We start from the raw sequence: 19,931 nt of genomic DNA, 5'->3' as shown, positions 1-19,931 counted from the left end.
TCGTTTCCAGTTTTGGCTATTTCTATGCAACCACGGCGAGCGCGGCTTTTCGTACTGTAAGCTCGAACGGTCGTATGGCCAGATATCTACATCCATTGCATAGCCTTGGCCGATTTGTATGATTTTTTACTCTGGACCCATTCACACTACAGTTTCGCGTGGTAGAACACTACCACCAAGGCCCTCTGATCCGCGTCCGGCGGACAAGCAAGGAACAGGCAAGATGACTGCAGACAATGGCGGCACCGGCGGCCGCAAACTTCGCTCGCGCGCATGGTTCGACAACCCCGACAATCCCGATATGACTGCTCTCTATCTTGAGCGCTATATGAATTTCGGCGTGTCGCGAGAGGAATTGCAGTCAGGTAAACCGATCATCGGCATCGCCCAGACCGGCTCGGATCTCAGCCCCTGCAATCGCCATCATATGGTTCTGGCCGAGCGCGTGCGTGAGGGCATCCGCGAGGCCGGCGGCATCGCTATCGAATTCCCTGTGCATCCGATCCAGGAAACCGGCAAGCGCCCGACTGCGGGCCTTGACCGAAACCTGGCCTATCTGGGCCTGGTTGAAGTGCTCTATGGCTATCCGCTTGATGGCGTGGTCCTCACCATTGGCTGCGACAAGACCACGCCGGCCATGCTGATGGGCGCGGCCACGGTCAACATCCCGGCCATCGCGCTCTCCGTCGGCCCCATGCTCAACGGCTGGCACAAGGGCGAGCGCACCGGTTCGGGCACCATCGTCTGGAAGGCCCGCCAGATGCTGGCCGCCGGCGAAATCGACTATCCCAAATTCATCGAGCTGGTGGCTTCGTCCGCGCCGTCCACCGGCTATTGTAACACCATGGGCACGGCCTCCACCATGAACTCGCTGGCCGAGGCATTGGGCATGCAGCTTCCCGGTTCGGCCGCTATTCCCGCTCCCTATCGCGACCGCCAGGAAATGGCCTACCGCACCGGCAAGCGCGCGGTGGAAATGGTGCACGAGGATATCAAGCCCTCCGACATCCTCACCAAGGAAAACTTCCTCAACGCCATCGTCGTCAATTCCGCCATTGGCGGTTCGACCAATGCGCCGATCCATATCAATGCCATCGCCAAGCATATCGGTGTTGAGCTCGAGATCGATGAATGGCAACAGCACGGCCACAAGGTGCCGTTGCTGGTCAATCTGCAGCCAGCCGGCGAATATCTCGGCGAGGACTACTACCACGCCGGTGGCGTACCAGCGGTGGTCAACGAGCTGATGGGGCAGGGGCTAATCCACGAAGATGCGCCTACCGTCAACGGAAAGACCATTGGCGAAAATTGCCGGACCACTGTCATCGAGGATGACAAGGTCATCCGCCATTTCGACAATCCGCTCAAGGCCGAGGCGGGTTTCCTCGTGCTGCGTGGCAATCTGTTCGACAACGCCATCATGAAGACCAGCGTCATCAGCCCCGAGTTCAAGGACCGCTACCTCTCAGATCCCGCGCATCCTGGCATGTTCGAGGGCAAGGCTGTGGTCTTCGATGGCCCGGAGGACTACCACCATCGGATCGACGATCCTTCACTTGAGATTGACGAACACACTCTGCTCTTCATGCGCGGTGCTGGTCCGATCGGCTATCCGGGCGCCGCCGAAGTGGTCAACATGCGGCCGCCCGACTACCTCATCAAGAAGGGTGTTCACTCGCTGGCCTGCATCGGTGATGGCCGCCAGTCCGGAACCTCCGGTTCCCCCTCTATCCTCAACGCCTCTCCCGAGGCTGCAGCAGGCGGCAATCTTGCCATCCTCAAAACCGGCGATCGGGTGCGCATCGACCTCAACAAGGGCGAAGCCGACATCCTCATTTCCGACGAGGAAATCGCAAATCGCCGTGCCGCACTTGAGGCCGATGGTGGCTACAAATTCCCCAAGCACCAGACACCCTGGCAGGAAATCCAGCGTGGCATCGTGGGGCAGTTGGGTGAGGGAGCCATTCTCAAGCCCGCTGAAAAGTATCAGCGTATCGCTCAGAGTGAAGGCGTACCGCGCGACAACCACTAAGCGCTAAGTTGCACCCTTGCTTCAAGTGACGAAGTTTCGGCCTCTCCTCCCAACGCGGCGGAGAGGCCGAAACGAGCAGCGATATCGGGCGCGTAGTGCTGTAAGTCTGATCGCAGACGGATCAGCGCCAGATCCTTGGCCTTGGCCTCGAGCATGACATCGAAGTCCAATCCTTCGGCTTGGCGCAGAAAGCCAATGAATTCGAAAGGTTGCACGAAGTCGGCGTGGCCGGTCCAGATCGGCGCGACGGACACCACCTCTGCTTTACCCGTGCGGCTGTTCTTGCGCGTTTGCTGCCTGAATTCGGTTCGCGGCGAGGAGAAGTGGATTTTGGGCCGCTGATCTGCCGGCCAGGTCTCGAGCATCCGTATCAGGGTGTCGCGAAGCGGCAACCCTTCAGGGTTGAGGCACCAGAAATGTTGATGGTCAAAAATCAGCCGAACGCCCGTGTGCTCGCTTATGTGAAGCACGTCAGCGCAGGAAAAGCGCAGATCGTCATTTTCCAGCACGAGTCGCCGGCGAACCGGCTCGGGTAAGGTTTTCCAGGTTTCTATCCAACGCTGGCGGGCCCCGTCCTTCTCGCCATAGACCCCACCCACATGCACCACCAGAACAGCTTCGGGCCCGAGTTCCATATGATCCAGCATCTCTGCCTGGCTGGTCAGGTCCCATACGCTCTTGCGCACAAGATCGGGATCAGGACTGTTCAGCACAATGAACTGGCTGGGGTGGAAAGACAGGCGTAGACCAAGTTCACGCGCCCGTTTGCCCAGAGCACCGAGATCGGTGGCGCTATCCCTCACCATCGAGTGGAATTGCGGCATGTCGGGATGCGTCGCGTAAGGTGCGAGGTCCGACGACATCCGATACATGCGAATGTCGTGCCGGACCAAATAATCGAATATGTCGGCAAGATAGCCTAGCGACACCCGCAGATGTGGATTTGACTGGGAGCGCCGAGCGTCATTGCTTTTGAGACTGGGGTCTCCCAGCACTTTCACCGGGAAACCAAGCTTGAGCGGATCAGACATGGGCACCACCTCCTTAGAGGCAATGCCCGGCCTCTTCTCTTGTTCCGCTCAGTATTTCCGCATCAACCCCACGAGCCGGCCCTGCACCTTGACCCGGTTGGGCGGAAAGATGCGGGTTTCATAGGCCGGGTTGGCAGCTTCCAGGGCCACCGTGTCGCCCTTGCGGCGCAGGCGCTTGAGCGTGGCTTCCTCATCATCGACCAGAGCCACGATGATTTCGCCGGTCGAGGCGTGTTCCTGCTTCTTGATCAGCACGGTGTCGCCATCGAAAATGCCGGCCTCGATCATCGAGTCACCACGCACCTCGAGTGCGTAATGCTCCCCCGCGCCAAGCATTTCAGGCGGCACGGCTATGGTGTGAGAATGGGACTGGATGGCCTCGATGGGGGTGCCGGCCGCAATGCGCCCCATCACCGGGATCGAAACCGGACGGGCATAATCGTCTCCGCCGCCGGCATTGCCGCGAGCAGGTGGGTTGGCCACCTTGCCAAGATTCCCCTCGATCACCGAGGGCTCGAACCGCGCCTTGCGGCCGCCCAGCGACGGGTTCATCGAGTCGGGCAGCTTCACCACTTCCAGCGCCCTGGCCCGATTGGGCAGGCGCCGAATGAAGCCGCGCTCTTCCAGGGCGGTGATCAGCCGATGAATACCGGATTTGGACGCCAGATCCAGCGCATCCTTCATTTCATCGAAACTCGGGGGAATACCGCTCTCCTTCATCCGTTCATGGATGAACATCAGCAGTTCGTGTTGTTTGCGTGTCAGCATTGGCCCCACTACCCCAGAATCGGAACATAGACGGAACGACCATACATGTTCCAGTTATGTTCTGCAACGGCCTTGAGCGAGCGGCACTGCCAAAGCCTCCCGCGACCCGGCGCAAGCTAGAAGGCGTCGATTGGCAGGGCTTCGACCACGGTCCCGATGGGTTGGCCGGGATCGTTCTCCGGCTGCACGACAAGCAGGTCCGCCGCTGCCAGGGAAGAGGTATGGCCGCTGTCTGTCTGGGATATCGGCAGCGCCTGTATGCCGTCGGCCCCCTGGACAAGTCGCGCGCGCATGAAATGCCGGCGCGCAGTGTTGGATGGGGTGGGGCCGGCGAGCGGCAGACGCCAAGGTGCTGGCTCGCCGTGACCAACCCAGGCGCGCAAGGCCGGCTTGATGAAGACCATCGCCGTCACCATCGCTGAAACGGGGTTTCCAGGCAGGCCAAACACCAGCGTCCGCCCATGGCTGCCGAACATCAGCGGTTTTCCTGGACGCATATTGATGCGCCAGAAATCGAGCGACACGCCGAGCCCCTTGAGAATGTCCTGCACCAGGTCGTGCTCACCTACCGAAGCGCCGCCCGTGGTGATGAGGACATCCGGTCCCGCCGTGAGAATACGCTCCAGCCGCTCCCGCAGCCGATCAGCGTCGTCGCTGACTATACCGTGGTCGTCGACCTGCCGGGCATAGGGCGCCAGCATGGCGGAGAGCCCGAAACTGTTCGAAGCGACAATCTGATCCGGCCCAAGTGGCGTGCCGGGCAGCACCAGCTCGTCACCAGTGGCCAGAAGCGCAATTCTGGGACGCTGCGCAACGGTGAGGCGGGCCTGGTTTGCCGCTGCTGCCACTGCGATCTGCATCGGCGTCAAGCGGGTTCCCGCTGCAATCAGGCTCTGACCGGTCGAAAAATCATTGCCCTTGGCGCGCACACTGTGGCCGAGCCGGGCAGGGGCCGTGAAATGGACGAAATCGCCATCGCGAACGGCCTCTTCCTGCATGATGACCGTGTCAGCACCCGGCGGTACCGGCGCCCCCGTGAAAATTCGCACGACCTCCCCGCGATGCACCCCTCCACCATAGCCCGCGCCAGCCTGCGAAGTCCCGATCACGCGCAGCCGCGCCCCTTCGACGACGTCTTTCGCCCGAACGGCATAACCATCCATGGCGCTGGCATCGAACGGCGGCTGGTTGTGTCCCGCAACGACCGGGGCGGCCAGGACACGGCCAATGGCCTCGCCAAGCGGCACTTGTTCAGGCGTGACGGCAGGGACCCGACCCAAAATGGCCTTCAGAGCATCGTCGACCGGAAGCAGGCTCATGGCGTCCGCGCAAAGTCGCCGGACTTGCCGCCGGATTTTTCCACCAGGCACATCTCGGACACCACCATGGCCCGGTCGATCGCCTTGGCCATGTCGTAAAGCGTCAAGGCCGCTGTCGAGGCCGCTATCAACGCTTCCATTTCCACGCCGGTCTGTCCGGTGGTTTCAGCGGTCGCAACAATGCGAATGCTGGTGTCGCTCGCCTCGGCGATTTCGACACTGACCTTGGTCAAAGGGATTGGGTGGCAAAGCGGGATGAGTTCCGCCGTCTTTTTGGCGGCCATGATTCCGGCAATCCGCGCCACGGCAAGAGCGTCGCCCTTTTTCAGCCCGCCGCCCATAATGGTGGCAATCGTTTTTGCCTGGCCGCTCAGCACCGCCTGTGCGACGGCGCGGCGTCGCGTAACCGCCTTGTGTCCGATATCGACGATATGGGCCTCGCCCTTTTCATTGAGATGGGTGAGGCCGCCTGTCATCAGCGCACCGTCTCCGCGGCACCCATCAGCAAGGCGCGCGTGGCTGCGACCACGTCGTCCTGCCGCATCAGGCTTTCGCCCACCAGAAACGTGCCGACATTGCAACGCTCGTCGAGCATCCTGACATGCTCGTGGGTAACAATGCCACTTTCGCTGACCAGCAGAACATCGTCTGGCACGCCGGCGGCAAGATTGACCGTGGTCTCCAGCGTGGTCTCGAAGGTACGCAGATTGCGGTTATTGACACCGATGAACTGGGCGCCGAGCGCCAGCGCCCGATCGAGCTCGAGCTGGTCATGCACTTCCACCAGCGCATCCATGCCCCATTCCTCAGCAGCGTCGAGCAGATAGCGGGCGATATCGTCGCCCACCGCTGCAAGGATGATCAGAATGCAGTCGGCACCCCAGGAGCGTGCCTCGGCCACCTGATAGGTTTCGAACAGGAAGTCCTTGCGCAACACCGGCAATTTGGTCGCCGCCCGTGCCTCGATCAGATAACTCGGCGAACCCTGAAAGCTCGGCCGGTCGGTCAGCACCGAGAGGCAGGCCGCGCCGGCCTGTTCATAAGATCGGGCGATCTCGGCCGGATTGAAGTCGGCGCGGATCAGCCCCTTGGAAGGGCTGGCCTTCTTCACTTCCGCAATCAGGGCGTAGTCGCCTTTGGCGCGCTTTGCCTTGATCGCCTTGAGAAAGCCGCGCGGCGCCGGCTGGTCATGCGCCTCGGCGACGACTTCTGCCCACGGGCGCGAACTTTTCGCCGCCGCGATTTCTTCGCGCTTGTAAGCTTCGATCTGCTTGAGAATATCGCTCATCAATCTCGTCCGTTCGATACCGCCACCAGGCGCGCGAGAGTTTGTTTGGCCTTGCCGCTATCGATGGTGTCCCGGGCAAGCGCAATGCCGTCCTCGATGGTGTCCACCTTGTCGGCGACCAGCAAGGCCGCGCCCGCATTGAGCAGCACCGTGTCCCGATAGGCCCCAGCCTCTCCGTCCAGCAGCGCCACGATGGCCGCCGCATTCTCGCTCGGTTCACCACCGAGGAGATCTTTGGGGTCGGTCACCTTGAGCCCGACATCCTCTGGACGCAGCTCAAAGCTGCGTAGATCGCCATTGGCAATCTGGGCCACGAAATTGGGCCCCGAGGTCGAAAGCTCATCCAGCCCTTCGCTCGAATGCACCACCCAGGCCTTGGTCGCGCGGTTGGCGAGCAGCGCCGCGGCGACCGGCTCCACCCATTCCTGTGCATAAACGCCCAGCAGATAGCGGCGCACGCCAGCTGGGTTCGATTGCGGCCCGAGCAGGTTAAACAGCGTCCGCACACCCATTTCCGCCCGCGCCGGCCCCACATGGCGCATGGCAGGGTGATGGCTGGGCGCAAACATGAAGCCGATCCCGGCGCCGGCGATGGTCTTGCCGATCTGCTCCGGCGTCAGATCCAGCTTGACGCCGAGTGCTTCGAGCGCCTGAGACGACCCCGACCGGGACGACAGCGCCTTGTTGCCATGCTTGGCTACGGGCACACCGGCCGCTGCCACGACCAGCGCCGTCGCCGTTGAGATGTTGAGGCTGCCAACGCCGTCGCCACCGGTACCGACAATATCGATAGCGTCGTCCGGCGCTACGACAGGCACCATCTGCTCGCGCAGGATCGAAACCGCCGCGGCAATCTCGCCCACTGTTTCGCCCTTGATGCGCATGCCCATCAGGAAAGCACCGATCTGCGCTGGCGTGGCCTCGCCGGCCATGATGATGCGCATGACACCGCGCATTTCCTCGCCGGTCAGGTCCCTGCCGTCCGCAATCTTGTTGAGGGCTTGCTTGATATCCATCACGCAGCGTTCCGTCCGTTGAAGTCGCGGGCAATGTTGAGGAAGTTCTGCAAGAGGGCGTGCCCATTTTCCGAGGCAATACTTTCCGGGTGGAACTGCACGCCATGGATCGGCAGGCTCTTGTGCTGCATACCCATGATCAGACCGTCATCGGTCGTGGCCGTCACTTCCAGGTCAGCGGGCAGGGTCTCCCGCTTGACGATCAGCGAGTGATAGCGCGTCGCTTCGAACCCGGCATTGAGCCCAAAAAACAGCCCCTTGCCGCTGTGATTGATCTTGCTGGTCTTACCGTGAAACAGGCTCGGCGCCCGTATGACCTCCCCACCCAGCGCCTGGCCCATGGCCTGGTGTCCCAGGCAGACGCCCAGCATTGGAATGGTGGTCTTGAAGCGATCGATGACGGCCAGGCAGATGCCCGCCTCATTGGGCGTGCATGGCCCAGGGGAGAGCACAATGGCGTCTGGCGCAATCGCGGCGATCTCTTCAAGAGTAACCTTGTCGTTGCGCCGAACAATGATGTCGGCACCCAGCTCGCCCAGATAGTGGACGAGATTGTAGGTAAAGCTGTCGTAATTATCGATAACGAGGGTTCTGGTCATTTATGGACTGCCTCTGCGGGTTGGTTCCGTGATTTGGGGTTCAGAACCAGCCCCGCCATCGAAAATCCTTGTCCCTCAGCACCGTCATTGCCCCACTCCAGCCTCGCCGGCATAGCGTAGCGCCTCCTCGGCAGCGCTGAAAAGAGCACGAGCCTTGTTTTCGCATTCGAGCTGTTCGAGCTCAGGCTTGCTGTCGGCGACGATCCCGGCCCCGGATTGCACATAAAGCTTGCCGTCCTTGACGATGCCCGTGCGTAACACGATGCAGGTGTCCATCGTGCCGTCGGCACCGAAATAGCCAACGCAGCCGCCATAGATGCCGCGGCGCGACTTCTCCAGTTCGTCGATGATTTCCATCGCCCGTACCTTCGGTGCACCCGAAACCGTGCCGGCCGGGAAACCGGCCGAGAGCGCATCCACAAAATCATATTGCGGATCGAGCTCACCCACCACGTTCGAAACGATGTGCATGACGTGTGAGTAATATTCGAGGAAGAACTTGTCGGTGACCTTCACCGTCCCCGACTTGGTGACGCGCCCCACATCATTGCGCCCCAGATCGAGCAGCATCAGGTGCTCGCTCAATTCCTTGGGGTCCGAGAGTAGCTCGGCGGCCAATTCCTTGTCGCGGCTTGGCGTGGCGCCACGTTTGCGCGTGCCGGCGATGGGCCGGATGGTTACTTCGCCGTCCTGCACCCGCACCAGGATTTCCGGGCTCGATCCGGCAACCGCAAAGCCGCCGAAATCGAAGAAATACATGTAGGGACTGGGATTGGTGCGGCGCAGCGCACGATAGAGCGCCGTGGGCGGCAGGGTGAAATCGGCCGAAAACCGTTGGCTCAGGACCACCTGGAAAATGTCCCCGGCCGTAATGTAGTCTTTGGCCCGCGCCACCATCTCGAAATATTCGTCCCGCGAGGTGTTGCTGGTCACCGCGATCGATTCCAGATCGGACAGGGCAGGGGCCGCCGGTGTCGCCCGCGTCAGCCGGGCAATGGCGTCGTTGATCCGGTCTTCGGCTGCCGCATGTGCCTGTGCCGCCGTCACCCCCTCGCGCACATAGATTGGCGCGGTCAGGTAGAGCTCGTCCTTGACCGTATCGAAGATTGCCAGCAGCGAAGGACGCATCAGCAGCGCCTCGGGCGTCTGCAGATCGTCAGGATTTTCGTTGGGCAGCACTTCCATGTAGCGGACCATCTCATAGCCGAGATAGCCATAGATGCCGGCCGACTGGGGCGGCAGGCCCGGCGGCATGTCGATCTGGCTTTCGGCGACAAGCTTGCGCAAGGCGTCGAGCGGCAGATCATCGAGCGGCTCAAACTCGTCAGGCGACGTTTGCGCCGATCGATTGATCGAGGCTTTGCCGTCCTCGACCTTCAGGATCAGGTCCGGCAAGAGGCCGATCATCGAATAGCGGCCGCGTGTGGTGCCGTCCTGCACGCTTTCGAGCAGGAACGAATGGCTGCGGCCAGCCGCCAGCTTGAGATACGTGCCAATCGGGGTTTCCAGATCCGCCACGACGCGACGCCAGAGCAGTCCAGACTTTCCGGCATCATATTGCGCGGCAAAGGTCTTGGAAGTGTCGTCGCCCATTTTGGTCTGGTTCCGTTGGTGAAGGTGCCGGTTACTGGCCGTAATTCTGCACGAGAAGCTGGTTGAGAGCCTGCTGGTTGATCCGCAGGCCCGCATCCTCACGCACAGCCGCTACAAATTCCGAGGTCAGGCCGGCGCGCGCCTCGGCATTGATGCTTTCGAGCGCGACATCATCAAGCGGCGTGGTCGGCTCGGTAGTATCGACAACCTGAAAGACCACCTGCTCCCCGCTCTCATTCAATACCGCACCGACATGGTCTGGACCACCGGCGAACGCCGCTGAGGCCATGGTGCTGTCCACCAGTCCGTTCTGGGACCCAAAACGGGTAAAGGGCGCACTCAACTGCGGGAAGGCGCTCAGCTCAAAGCCGATATCGGCCAGCGCTTCGCCCGCTTCAAGCCGCGCCACGATGTCCTCGGCCTTGGCTGCCAGCGCTGCATCAATCCGCTCCGCGACAATCGCCGCTTCGACTTCGGCCCGAACCTCGTCAAGCGTTTGGTCACGAGCGGGCTCGACCTGTTCAAGGTCGAACCAGAGATGCGCGCTGCCCGACAAGGGAACAGACGGGATCAGGCGATCTTGCTCGGCCGCAAAAATGGCCTGCGAGACGCGCTGATAATCTTCCGCCGCCAGGTTCGGCAACACAGCCAGTTCAGCGCCGCCCGCAGTCACTTCCGCCTCATATACCGGAAGGCCGAAACGATCTGCGATCTGGTCGATGGGCTGGAAGGCCGCGCGCAACTCTTCGATCTGGTCGAGCACATCGTTGATTTCGTTGCGGGCCTCGGCTTGTGCCAGCCGCGCCACGATATCGTCCCGAGCCTCCTCGAGCGTAGGCTCCCGTTCCTCTTCGATCTCGGACACATGCACGGCGCGCTTGCCGCCGATGCCTTCGATAATGGCAAATCCGCCTTCTGCCAGACCGAATGCCGCCGAAGCGAGACGCGTATCAGTAATCTCTGCCTGCGTGAGTGTACCAAGGCTCGACGGCGCCAACCCGGCTTCCGCAACCAGCGTGTCGAAGTCAGTGCCCGCTGCCAGGCCTGCCTCGAACTGCGCCTGCAACTCGGGCGTTGCCAGCGAGACCTGTTCGATAGTGCGCCGCTCGGGCGTTGTCAGCGTGCCTTTGGTCGCCTCATATTCTGCCTCCACCGCCTCCGGCGAAATTTCCTTGGTCGCAGCCAGCGAAGCCAGCGACAGGTCCAGCAATTTGACCGTCCGTGTTTCGACGGTGCGGAAATCGGACTGGTTTTCTTCCAGGTATTCGGCCAGTTCGGCTTCCGTCGGCGCCTCCGGGCTCTCGATGCTGGTCCCGCTCAGAACGATGTAATCGATGGTGCGCGTGGCTGTGGCGTAGTCATTGATCAGACCGGCCGCCACTTCAGGCATGTCTGTATCTGCAAACAGCGCCGTGGTGAGCTGGTCGCGACGAGCTTCTGCGCTCCGCGCCTCGAAATACTCTGCCTCGGTCCAGCCGGCACTCTGCAGCACCTGCGTGAACAAGGCCGGTTCGAACGTTCCCAGCGTCCCATGGAACGAAGGGTCCTCGCGCAGCAATTGCGCCAGCTTGTCTTCTGAGACCCCCATGCTGAACTGGGCCGAGAGCGTGTCGAGCGCAGCCCCCTCGGACAAGCCGAGGATAACAGCCGTAGGAATGCCCATGGCTTCGGCCTGGCTGGCAGTGGGCACGGAACCGATCTGCTGGGCGATCCGGTTGGCCTGGTTCTGATAGGCCCGCAGGAACTCACGTGAATTGATTTCTTCGTCGCCAACCCGCGCCACGGTATTGCTGCCTAGGTCGACGATCACATTGTTGATGCCGAAACCTGCTACACCCACCAGCAGAAACGCGCCCAGGATTTTTCCCGGCCAGGATTTTGCAAAATCACGCAAACCATCAAGCATATGAAGCGTTCCACTTTCGGTTCCAATCCTTTACCTTAAGGCGAAGGTCGGACTAGTAAGACAAATACGACAGCCGGGGTTAGGGCAAAGCCTTGTCCGGCGCAAGAGGCAGGAGTACCAAGATTGTCGACCGTATCACCTCTGATCGCCGGAAACTGGAAGATGAACGGGCTTACCCACTCGCTTGATGAGCTGAGTGAACTTGCCCGTTTGCTCACCACCGGCGAGTCGCCCCGTGCTCTTGTCGTGGTCTGCCCGCCGGCCACCCTGCTGGCCGCCGTAGCGGCGCAGGGCGCCTCCAGTGGCATCATTGCCGGGGGGCAGGATTGTCATCGGGAACCGCACGGCGCCCATACCGGAGACATTTCTGCCAGCATGCTTGCAGACGCCGGCGCGCAATACGTCATTGTCGGGCACTCTGAGCGCCGCACAAACCACGGCGAGACCGACCAAATCGTGTGTGCCAAGGCGGAAGCCGCTATCGGCGCGGGGCTGAAGCCAATCATCTGTGTTGGCGAAACGGAAGCGCAGCGCGATGCCGCTGAGGCAGAATCGGTGGTATCTGCTCAATTGGCCGCATCCATTCCCGACGCCGCCGAGCATCACGAGGTTGTCGTTGCCTATGAACCGGTCTGGGCCATCGGCACTGGACGCACCCCCACGCTCGATGAAATCGACGAAATGCACAATGCAATCCGTGCCCGGCTGGTCGACCGCTTCGGCCTGTCCAAGGGCGAAAGCATCCGCATTCTCTATGGAGGCTCGCTCAAGCCCCAGAACGCCCGTGAGATTCTGGGCATTGGTAACGTCAATGGCGGCCTTGTCGGAGGCGCCAGCCTCTTGGCAAAGGACTTCTATACGATTATCTCAGCCGTATAGAGCATCCGGACAGGCATCCGCCTGTGGCGAAAAAGCGCCGCAAGCGGCTGGCATTTGCCGTTCGGGGGGTGTATGACCCCGCATCCTTTCCAAACCGGGCGGGCCGCATTGGCACGTCCGGACTGACGCGAAGACAAGAGATTCATGGCCAACGTACTGCTCGTCGCCTATTTGCTGATTGTGCTGGCGCTGATTGTCGTCATCCTGCTTCAGCGCTCCGAGGGCGGCGCCCTTGGAATCGGTGGTGGTGGCGGCGGCGGCGGTTTGATGACCGCCCGCGGCTCGGCAAACCTGCTGACCCGGACAACGGCCATTCTGGCCGTCCTGTTCTTCGCTTCGGCCATCGGTCTGACCATTCTCAACGAAATAGATCGCGGCACCTCCAGTATTCTGGACAACGCGACCTCGCTTGAAGATGGCACTCAGCCTTCGACCGTGCTCGACGCACTCAACGCTCTTCAGGGCGATGAGACCTCCGATCTGCTGCTGCCTTCCGAGGCACAGACGCCGGCTGAAGAGCCCGCGACATCGGACAGCCAACTGCCCGTACCCGAAGTATCGACCGATACCGAAGAAACGCCCGCAGTGCCTGCGGGCAACTGATCCGCCGCAAGGCGTCCGCGAGAAAAGGGGATGGCAACATCCCCTTCTTCTTTTTGTGTAGAGCGCAAAAGCTGCTCTGCGAATCATGTCTGATGTGCTTATGGTGATCGCCCATGGCTCGGTACGTATTTATCACCGGAGGCGTGGTCTCCTCCCTTGGCAAAGGTTTGGCTTCGGCGGCGCTTGGCGCTGTGCTGCAGGCGCGTGGCTATAAGGTCCGCCTGCGCAAGCTCGACCCTTATCTCAACATCGATCCCGGCACGATGTCGCCGACGCAGCACGGCGAGGTCTTCGTTACCGATGACGGGGCGGAAACCGATCTTGACCTGGGGCATTATGAGCGCTTCACCGGGCGTGCCGCCAACAAGCGCGACAACGTCACCTCGGGCCGCATCTATTCGGATCTGCTGGCCAAGGAACGCCGGGGCGAATTCCTTGGCGCCACCGTTCAGGTCATTCCCCACGTCACGGACTCGATCAAGCAATTCGTCCTCGACGGCAATGAGGAATACGACTTCGTGCTGGTCGAAATCGGCGGCACGGTCGGCGATATCGAGGGTCTGCCGTTCTTCGAGGCCATCCGTCAGCTTGGCAATGAATTGCCGCGCAATCACGCGGCCTATCTCCACCTGACCCTGATGCCCTATATCCCCTCGGCAGGGGAATTGAAGACCAAGCCGACCCAGCACTCGGTCAAGGAACTGCGCTCAATCGGAATTGCACCGGACGTGCTGCTGGTCCGCTGTGACCGTCCGATCCCGGAAGGCGAGAAGAAGAAGCTTTCGCTGTTCTGTAACGTCCGCGAAAGCGCCGTGATCCAGGGCCTCGATGTCGGCTCGATCTACGACGTGCCCGTTGCCTACCACAACGAGGGTCTCGACCGGGAAGTCCTCGCAGCGCTCGCCATCACCGATGCGCCCGAGCCCGACATGTCCGCATGGGAAGAAGTGTCGCGTCGCTATCACAACCCCGAAGGCGAGGTGAACATCGCCATCGTGGGCAAATATACCGGCCTCAAGGACGCCTATAAATCGCTTTCTGAAGCGCTCACCCATGGCGGCATCGCCAATAAGGTGAAGGTCAACCTGCAGTGGATCGATTCGGAAGTCTTCGAGCGCGACGATCCGGCGCCCTATCTCGAACACGTGCATGGCATCATGGTCCCCGGCGGCTTCGGTGAACGCGGTGCTGCCGGCAAGATCGAAGCCGCTCGCTTCGCCCGCATCAAGGACGTGCCATATTTCGGCATCTGTTTTGGCATGCAGATGGCCTGCATTGAGGCCGCGCGGAACACAGCCGGCATCAAGAATGCCTCCTCCACTGAATTCGGCCCCACCAAGGAGCCGATCGTGGGCATGATGACCGAATGGGTGAAGGGCAACGAAAAGGAAGTCCGCGCCGCCGAAGGCGATCTGGGCGGTACACTTCGCCTTGGAGCCTATCCGGCCCAACTCACCCGCGGCTCCCGCGTTGCCGACATCTATGGCTCGACCCGCATTTCCGAGCGCCATCGCCACCGCTATGAGGTGAATATGGACTATCGCAAGCGCCTCGAAGCCAATGGCCTGCTGTTCTCCGGCGTATCGCCAGATGGCAAGCTGCCAGAAATCGTCGAACGCACCGACCATCCCTGGTTCATCGGTGTGCAGTTCCATCCCGAACTGAAATCCAAGCCATTTGAGCCGCATCCGCTATTCACCAGTTTCATCGCCGCCGCGATGGAACAGAGCCGGCTGGTCTAGCAGGGGAGCGGTGGCTCGTGCAGCACTTGTGCCTTGCCACCGCCTCCCCACAGCTCTGGCTTCGCAGATTGCTGTCGGCAGATGCGCAAGAACTGCAGCAGCTGATGATGAGAAACAGGGCTCATCTGACGGCACATGGCGACTATCTCGACCAAACTCAGTCCAGCGTCAGCGATCTCAAAGCGGAGCTGACATGGTGTGCTGAGCGTAATTGGCGTTTCGGTATCTACTATCAGCACGAGCTCATTGGCAGGGTGGATCTCCTGGGCATCGAGCCGCCCAGATATGGTGTCGGCTACTGGCTGTCTGAAGCGCACACCGGCAACGGCTTTGCCAAACAGGCTGTAGGAGCGGTCGTCGATTTTGCTGCTGCGACTTGCGGTGCAAGCGATCTTTTTGCCGGGGTAAGCCATGGCAACACGCCCAGTGTTGGGCTTCTGTCCCGCTTGGGGTTCCAGCCCGTCGCAAGGTTCGATACCTATACCCGTTATCACCTAGCCATTCGCTGAGGCACAGGGACTACGTTCATGGCCGACATTCTTTCCCTCTCCAAGGCTCGCAAGGCCAAGGCGCGTTCTGACAAGCAGGCTGTCGCCGAAGCCAACCGCATCAATTTCGGCCGCACAAAGGCTGAAAAGCTGCGGGACAAAAGCGAAAAGACCCGAGCTCAGAAGCAGACCGAGGCGCACAAGATCGACCGTTGACACGGGGCCGCCGCGCAATCGGGCGGCCAATGGCATGGAAACTTTTGCGCCGCGATCCGTTATGTTTTTCGATATTGTCACGATCTGGAGCGTCGCGTGACTGGCCTTGAACTGGTCCCTGGGCACAATTGCATGGGCGTCGACACGGCGACCCGATTATCCGTGATCGTGGACGCGGAGAACTATTTTCGACACGCCAGATCCGCGATGCTCAAGGCTCGGCAGCGCATCTCGCTGATAGGCTGGGATTTTGACACGCGCATCGGTCTGCACGAGACAGAAAGCGATGCGGCACCGACCGAATTGGGTCGGTTCATTCTGTGGCTGGTAGAGCAATCTCCTGATCTCGAGATATTCATCCTTCAGTGGGATTTTGGCATATTCAAAACCATCAAGCGGGGAACGACGCTATTGCGCGTCGTCCAATGGGCGCTTCATCCCCGGATCCACGTCAAGTTCGACAATGTTCACCCTGTCGGCGCATCACACCATCAGAAGATAATGCTGGTAGACGATGGCCTTGCTTTCGTTGGCGGCATCGACATGACCGGAGACCGCTGGGATACCCGCGAGCATCGCCATGACGATGAGCGCCGTCGGCGCCCCTTTACGCGCCGCCGCTACAAGCCCTGGCACGACGTTACCACAGCCTCCACCGGCCCGATCGTCGACTGCATCGCTCGATTGGTACGCGAGCGATGGAGCCTCGCCGACGGCAAACCTGAAATGGGGCAGTTGGAGTGCAAGCAGACCCATTGGCCGGATGAGTTGCCAGTGCAATTTGAAGAGGTTGAGGTCGGCATCGCCCGTTCTGCTCCAGAGCTGGATAAGCGGCCCGCCGTTCTTGAGGCGGAGCGACTTTGGCTCGATCAAATCGCGGTGGCTCGCAAATTTCTCTACATCGAGAGCCAGTATTTCGCCTCGCGCGCTATCGTCAGCGCCTTAGCCAAGCGTCTGGTCGAAGCCGATGGCCCCGAGATTGTGATTATCAACCCGGAAAGTGCGCAGGGTTGGCTTGAGCCGGTCGCCATGGATACAGCGCGCGCCCGGCTCTACGCCTGGCTCAAGCGCGCCGACCGCCATGATCGATTCAGACTCTTTCACCCGTATGATTCTGCCGGCGATCCCATCTATGCCCATGCCAAAACCCTGGTGGCTGACGACACCATCCTCAAGGTCGGCTCGTCCAACATCAACAACCGGTCCCTCCGGCTCGATACCGAATGCGACCTCGTGCTTGTGGCGCCCGAGGACGACCTGGCCATTCGCGAACATATCGCCTGGATCCGCAATGACCTGATTGCCGAACACCTGGTGACCACGCCCGACGCGGTTGGAGCCAGCCTTGCCAAGACTGGCTCCTTGATCAAAACGATTGAGGACCTGACGCCCAAGACGGGGCGCAATCTACGTCCGTACCAGCCACCCGAACTCAACGATCTCGAACAATGGCTGGCTGAGAACGAAGTGCTCGATCCTGAAGGCGCAGACGAAATGTTCGAGAACATCGCGCAACGGGGTCTGGCCCGCGGCTTTCTCCGCCGCTTCGTCCGGGATTGAGCTTCTGCTACCAGTCCACCTGACAAACCGCGCCGTCCGACCCGAACTGCATGCTGTCGGCCGTGTACTGAAAAATCTCTATCTTCACCCCGCTCGGGTCCGCCAGCCAACATTGCCAGGTGTGGTCGACGCCCAGCTTCTTGTCGGTCACTGCAATACCCTTGGCCTTCGCGTTGGCCATGAACCCATCTATGTCGTCGGTTTCAAAGCAGATGTGGTTGATCTGGTTGCTCTCCTCGAACCGACTCTCGCCCTTCTTGAACACCTCGACAAAGGTGCGGTTGCCGAAGTCGAGATAAAAGCCGATGCGCTCTTCGCCCCGCTTGAAATCAAACTTGGGCGCGATGCCCATCGCGTCACGGTAGAACGTCTCGACGGCGTCGAGGTCACGGGCAAAAATACAGGTATGCGCGACCTGCTTCACGAGGGGGGTGGTCAATGTCTTCTCCTATGGGAACCGCAAACTGGACAGTTCGCACTGACATGTTAGGACAGGAGCGACATCCAGACCAGCGGGGAGGATCAAAAATGGCGCGTGTTGTTGTTATTGGTGCCACAGGCCATATCGGCACCTATCTTGTGCCGCGCCTTGTGCGCGCGGGCCACGATGTGGTGGCGGTTTCGCGCGGTGCGGCGCAACCCTATCTTCCGGACAACGCTTGGCACCGCGTGGAACGGATCACCCTCGACCGCGCCGCGGCCGAGGCGAACGGAGATTTTGGCCGGTCCATAGCCGATCTCAAGGGCGATATCGTCATTGACAATATCTGCTTCACGCCGGACAGCGCCCAGCAACTCGCTGAGGCTCTCATCGGCAAGGTACGCCACTTCCTCCATATCGGTACGATCTGGACCCACGGCTACTCTGGAGTGGTGCCGACCCCCGAAGACGCTACGAAGCGACCCTTCGGTGACTATGGTGTTCAGAAGGCAGCAATCGAGGACTATCTGCTCGGCCTTGCGCGGCGCGACGGCTTCCCCGTGACCATTCTCCATCCCGGCCACATCGTGGGGCAGGGGTGGTCGCCGCTCAATCCCGCCGGGCACTTCGACAATGCAGCCTTCCAAACCATTGCTCGTGGCGAAACCCTCGCCTTGCCCAATTTTGGCATGGAAACGGTGCATCACATTCACGCCGACGACATAGCGATCCTTCTCATGCAAGCTATGGACAATTGGAGCGTGTCGGTCGGCGAAGCCTTTCATGCTGTTTCGCCTGGCGCCGTCACGCTTCGAGGATACGCCGAAGCCATGTACCGCTGGTTTGGCAAGGAACCAGCACTAAGCTTCCATTCCTGGGAAGACTGGAAAGCCATGCAGACGCCGGAAAATGCTGCCGCCACTTGGGAACACATAGCGCGCAGTCCCAATGCCAGCATCGAAAAGGGCCGCCGCCTGCTGGGCTACGCGCCTCGGTACACGTCTCTGGCTGCTGTGCAGGAATCCGTGTCCTGGCTTCTGGGGAACGGGAAACTTGCTGTCTAGCCGGCGCGGACGGCGCCTTTTTTGCGCGTTCCCTCTTTTCACTGTCACAAGGCCCGTCTAGACAGTCACTCAAACCCAAGAAGCATTCCGGGAAGGGCACGCATGTCTTCAATCATCCACGTCAATGGCCGCCAGATTTTCGATAGCCGCGGCAATCCGACCGTCGAAGTCGATGTGGTGCTGGACGATGGCAGCTTCGGTCGCGCCGCCGTCCCTTCGGGCGCTTCGACCGGCGCCCATGAAGCCGTGGAACTGCGCGACGGCGGCTCGCTCTACATGGGCAAGGGCGTGACCCAGGCCGTCGAAAACGTCAATACCACCATCGCCGATGAAATCCAGGGCATGGACGCACTGGACCAGCTCGCCGTTGACCAGGCCATGATCGATCTGGACGGCACTGCCAACAAGGGCAAGTTGGGCGCCAACGCTATTCTTGGTGTTTCACTCGCAGTGGCCAAGGCCGCCGCTGAGTCGAGCGAACTGCCCTTCTACCGCTATATCGGCGGCCCGAACGCCCATGTGCTGCCGGTGCCGATGATGAACATCATCAATGGCGGCGAGCATGCCGACAATCCCATCGACATGCAGGAATTCATGATCCTGCCCGCTGGCGCCAAGTCGATTGCCGACGCCGTCCGCATCGGTGCCGAGATCTTCCATACGCTGAAAAAGGGCCTGTCGGCCGAGGGCCACAACACGGCCGTGGGTGACGAAGGCGGCTTTGCCCCGAACCTCAAGAGCGCCGATGACGCCCTGGGCTTCATCATGCGCTCGATCGAGAAAGCCGGTTACAAGCCGGGCGAGGACGTCTTCCTCGGTCTCGATTGCGCCGCCACCGAATACTACAAGAACGGCAAATACGAGATGGTGGGCGAGGGCAAGTCGCTCTCCTCGGACGAAAACGTCCGCTTCCTGGAGGACCTGGCCAATCGCTATCCCATCATCACCATCGAAGACGGCATGGGCGAGGATGACTGGGATGGTTGGAAAGCGCTGACCGAGGCAATCGGCGACAAGGTGCAGCTCGTTGGCGACGACCTCTTCGTCACCAACACCCAGCGCCTCGTCTCCGGCATCAAGATGGGCGTCGCCAATTCCATCCTGGTCAAGGTCAACCAGATCGGCTCGCTCTCCGAAACCCTCAACGCCGTCGATACCGCACACCGCGCGGGCTATACCTCGGTGATGTCGCACCGCTCGGGCGAAACCGAGGATTCGACCATTGCCGACCTGGCCGTGGCGCTGAACTGCGGTCAGATCAAGACCGGTTCGCTCTCCCGCTCGGACCGGCTGGCCAAATACAACCAGCTCATCCGCATCGAGGAACAGCTCGGCTCCTCGGCCAAATATGCCGGTTACTCGGTGGTCAAGGGCCGCTGATCGGTCCGCTAAACGTTACGAAAAAG

Annotated in this window: 19 protein-coding genes; 9 read left to right on the top strand and 10 right to left on the bottom strand. The window is 60.8% G+C overall.

The window, feature by feature from the left end:
• Positions 1-223 precede the first annotated feature (223 nt).
• Positions 224-2,032, top strand: a complete 1,809-nt coding sequence (locus GGR20_RS01030) for an IlvD/Edd family dehydratase (protein WP_183309384.1) — start codon at positions 224-226, stop codon at positions 2,030-2,032.
• Here the strand turns inward: GGR20_RS01030 and uvsE are convergent.
• The 9 genes from uvsE to GGR20_RS00985 form a co-directional block, all read right to left on the bottom strand.
• Positions 2,029-3,063 carry a UV DNA damage repair endonuclease UvsE gene (uvsE, locus tag GGR20_RS01025; RefSeq protein ID WP_183309383.1) on the bottom strand — a complete coding sequence of 345 codons (1,035 nt, stop codon included), beginning with the start codon at positions 3,061-3,063 and terminating at the stop codon, positions 2,029-2,031. The genes GGR20_RS01030 and uvsE overlap by 4 nt on opposite strands.
• A gap of 48 nt (positions 3,064-3,111) precedes the next feature.
• Positions 3,112-3,831 carry a transcriptional repressor LexA gene (gene lexA / locus GGR20_RS01020; protein WP_183309382.1) on the bottom strand — a complete coding sequence of 240 codons (720 nt, stop codon included), beginning with the start codon at positions 3,829-3,831 and terminating at the stop codon, positions 3,112-3,114.
• 116 nt (positions 3,832-3,947) lie between these two features.
• Positions 3,948-5,150: a molybdopterin molybdotransferase MoeA gene (locus tag GGR20_RS01015; RefSeq protein WP_183309381.1), complete on the bottom strand. Its 1,203-nt coding sequence runs from the start codon at positions 5,148-5,150 to the stop codon at positions 3,948-3,950.
• The gene (moaC, locus tag GGR20_RS01010; protein WP_183309380.1) at positions 5,147-5,626 is read right to left on the bottom strand and encodes a cyclic pyranopterin monophosphate synthase MoaC; all 480 of its coding nucleotides are present in this window, start codon (positions 5,624-5,626) and stop codon (positions 5,147-5,149) included. Before moaC ends, GGR20_RS01015 begins: the two co-directional genes overlap by 4 nt.
• Complete coding sequence (gene trpC / locus GGR20_RS01005; protein ID WP_183309379.1) at positions 5,626-6,438, bottom strand: indole-3-glycerol phosphate synthase TrpC; 813 nt, start codon at positions 6,436-6,438, stop codon at positions 5,626-5,628. Before trpC ends, moaC begins: the two co-directional genes overlap by 1 nt.
• A complete protein-coding gene (trpD, locus tag GGR20_RS01000; RefSeq protein WP_183309378.1) occupies positions 6,438-7,457 on the bottom strand; it encodes an anthranilate phosphoribosyltransferase in 1,020 nt (339 codons plus the stop codon). The genes trpC and trpD overlap by 1 nt, the downstream gene beginning before the upstream one ends.
• The gene (locus GGR20_RS00995; protein WP_183309377.1) at positions 7,454-8,053 is read right to left on the bottom strand and encodes an anthranilate synthase component II; all 600 of its coding nucleotides are present in this window, start codon (positions 8,051-8,053) and stop codon (positions 7,454-7,456) included. Before GGR20_RS00995 ends, trpD begins: the two co-directional genes overlap by 4 nt.
• A gap of 84 nt (positions 8,054-8,137) precedes the next feature.
• The gene (gene trpE, locus GGR20_RS00990) at positions 8,138-9,646 is read right to left on the bottom strand and encodes an anthranilate synthase component I (protein WP_183309376.1); all 1,509 of its coding nucleotides are present in this window, start codon (positions 9,644-9,646) and stop codon (positions 8,138-8,140) included.
• A gap of 31 nt (positions 9,647-9,677) precedes the next feature.
• The gene (locus GGR20_RS00985) at positions 9,678-11,552 is read right to left on the bottom strand and encodes a peptidylprolyl isomerase (protein ID WP_183309375.1); all 1,875 of its coding nucleotides are present in this window, start codon (positions 11,550-11,552) and stop codon (positions 9,678-9,680) included.
• A 123-nt stretch (positions 11,553-11,675) separates the two neighbouring features.
• Here GGR20_RS00985 and tpiA point away from each other — a divergent pair, with 123 nt between their 5' ends.
• The 6 genes from tpiA (at position 11,676) to GGR20_RS00955 (ending at position 17,040) form a co-directional block, all read left to right on the top strand.
• Complete coding sequence (tpiA, locus tag GGR20_RS00980) at positions 11,676-12,431, top strand: triose-phosphate isomerase (protein ID WP_183309374.1); 756 nt, start codon at positions 11,676-11,678, stop codon at positions 12,429-12,431.
• A gap of 144 nt (positions 12,432-12,575) precedes the next feature.
• The gene (gene secG, locus GGR20_RS00975; RefSeq protein ID WP_183309373.1) at positions 12,576-13,034 is read left to right on the top strand and encodes a preprotein translocase subunit SecG; all 459 of its coding nucleotides are present in this window, start codon (positions 12,576-12,578) and stop codon (positions 13,032-13,034) included.
• A 113-nt stretch (positions 13,035-13,147) separates the two neighbouring features.
• Entirely contained in the window at positions 13,148-14,776 is a 1,629-nt protein-coding gene (locus tag GGR20_RS00970; RefSeq protein ID WP_183309372.1) for a CTP synthase, read from the top strand.
• Between the two features lie 17 nt (positions 14,777-14,793).
• Positions 14,794-15,285: a GNAT family N-acetyltransferase gene (locus GGR20_RS00965; protein WP_338084710.1), complete on the top strand. Its 492-nt coding sequence runs from the start codon at positions 14,794-14,796 to the stop codon at positions 15,283-15,285.
• A gap of 18 nt (positions 15,286-15,303) precedes the next feature.
• Positions 15,304-15,480, top strand: coding sequence for a DUF4169 family protein (locus GGR20_RS00960; protein ID WP_183309370.1), 177 nt, complete (start codon positions 15,304-15,306; stop codon positions 15,478-15,480).
• A gap of 96 nt (positions 15,481-15,576) precedes the next feature.
• A complete protein-coding gene (locus tag GGR20_RS00955; protein ID WP_253560042.1) occupies positions 15,577-17,040 on the top strand; it encodes a phospholipase D-like domain-containing protein in 1,464 nt (487 codons plus the stop codon).
• Positions 17,041-17,047: 7 nt separating this feature from the next.
• Here the strand turns inward: GGR20_RS00955 and GGR20_RS00950 are convergent, their stop codons facing one another.
• Positions 17,048-17,479, bottom strand: coding sequence for a VOC family protein (locus tag GGR20_RS00950; protein ID WP_210283024.1), 432 nt, complete (start codon positions 17,477-17,479; stop codon positions 17,048-17,050).
• 89 nt (positions 17,480-17,568) lie between these two features.
• Between GGR20_RS00950 and GGR20_RS00945 the strand changes: the two genes are divergently transcribed.
• Positions 17,569-18,525, top strand: coding sequence for an NAD-dependent epimerase/dehydratase family protein (locus GGR20_RS00945; protein WP_183309369.1), 957 nt, complete (start codon positions 17,569-17,571; stop codon positions 18,523-18,525).
• Between the two features lie 102 nt (positions 18,526-18,627).
• Complete coding sequence (eno, locus tag GGR20_RS00940; RefSeq protein WP_183309368.1) at positions 18,628-19,905, top strand: phosphopyruvate hydratase; 1,278 nt, start codon at positions 18,628-18,630, stop codon at positions 19,903-19,905.
• The last annotated feature ends 26 nt before the right edge of the window (positions 19,906-19,931 follow it).

This window comes from Devosia subaequoris (assembly GCF_014197055.1).
Lineage (GTDB): Bacteria > Pseudomonadota > Alphaproteobacteria > Rhizobiales > Devosiaceae > Devosia > Devosia subaequoris.
The sequence above is the reverse complement of the archived record's forward strand: the minus strand, read 5'-3'. Positions and strand labels throughout refer to the sequence as shown.

Bases quoted from the DNA above. Each gene is read 5' to 3' on its own strand.
- GGR20_RS00995 (WP_183309377.1), bottom strand. From the start codon at position 8,053: ATGACCAGAACCCTCGTTATCGATAATTACGACAGCTTTACCTACAAT.
- lexA (WP_183309382.1), bottom strand. From the start codon at position 3,831: ATGCTGACACGCAAACAACACGAACTGCTGATGTTCATCCATGAACGG.
- trpE (WP_183309376.1), bottom strand. From the start codon at position 9,646: ATGGGCGACGACACTTCCAAGACCTTTGCCGCGCAATATGATGCCGGA.
- GGR20_RS00985 (WP_183309375.1), bottom strand. From the start codon at position 11,552: ATGCTTGATGGTTTGCGTGATTTTGCAAAATCCTGGCCGGGAAAAATC.
- GGR20_RS01015 (WP_183309381.1), bottom strand. From the start codon at position 5,150: ATGAGCCTGCTTCCGGTCGACGATGCTCTGAAGGCCATTTTGGGTCGG.
- eno (WP_183309368.1), top strand. From the start codon at position 18,628: ATGTCTTCAATCATCCACGTCAATGGCCGCCAGATTTTCGATAGCCGC.
- trpC (WP_183309379.1), bottom strand. From the start codon at position 6,438: ATGAGCGATATTCTCAAGCAGATCGAAGCTTACAAGCGCGAAGAAATC.
- GGR20_RS00960 (WP_183309370.1), top strand. From the start codon at position 15,304: ATGGCCGACATTCTTTCCCTCTCCAAGGCTCGCAAGGCCAAGGCGCGT.
- GGR20_RS00945 (WP_183309369.1), top strand. From the start codon at position 17,569: ATGGCGCGTGTTGTTGTTATTGGTGCCACAGGCCATATCGGCACCTAT.
- secG (WP_183309373.1), top strand. From the start codon at position 12,576: ATGGCCAACGTACTGCTCGTCGCCTATTTGCTGATTGTGCTGGCGCTG.
- GGR20_RS00970 (WP_183309372.1), top strand. From the start codon at position 13,148: ATGGCTCGGTACGTATTTATCACCGGAGGCGTGGTCTCCTCCCTTGGC.
- uvsE (WP_183309383.1), bottom strand. From the start codon at position 3,063: ATGTCTGATCCGCTCAAGCTTGGTTTCCCGGTGAAAGTGCTGGGAGAC.
- GGR20_RS01030 (WP_183309384.1), top strand. From the start codon at position 224: ATGACTGCAGACAATGGCGGCACCGGCGGCCGCAAACTTCGCTCGCGC.
- moaC (WP_183309380.1), bottom strand. From the start codon at position 5,626: ATGACAGGCGGCCTCACCCATCTCAATGAAAAGGGCGAGGCCCATATC.